1 protein-coding gene is annotated in these 291 nt (G+C 63.2%); it reads left to right on the forward strand.

Going from position 1 to position 291, the window contains the following annotated elements; translation table 11 throughout:
- Positions 1-291, forward strand: a 291-nt coding sequence (gene nrdD / locus MD536_RS21135) for an anaerobic ribonucleoside-triphosphate reductase (protein WP_239603777.1), incomplete at both ends; no start/stop codon positions are given.

The following is a 291-nucleotide window of genomic DNA, read 5'->3' on the forward strand; positions in this document are numbered from 1 at the left end:
GCTCAACAAGATCTATCCCGACTACGTGGCCAACGCCCACCGCGAGGGTGATTTTCACCTTCACGATCTCGGCATGCTCTCGGTCTACTGCTGCGGTTGGGATCTCAAGGATCTGCTCCTCAAGGGGTTCTGCGGCGCCTACGGCAAAGTTCAGAGCGCGCCGCCCAGGCGTTTCCGCACCGCCCTCGGCCAGGCGGTCAACTTCTTCTACACCCTGCAGGGGGAGGCGGCCGGCGCTCAAGCCTTCGCCAACTTCGACACCCTGCTGGCCCCGTTTATCCGCTACGAGGG

The sequence above is a fragment of the Flavihumibacter cheonanensis genome, from assembly GCF_022352215.1.
In the GTDB taxonomy this organism is placed as follows: domain Bacteria; phylum Bacteroidota; class Bacteroidia; order Chitinophagales; family Chitinophagaceae; genus Flavihumibacter; species Flavihumibacter cheonanensis.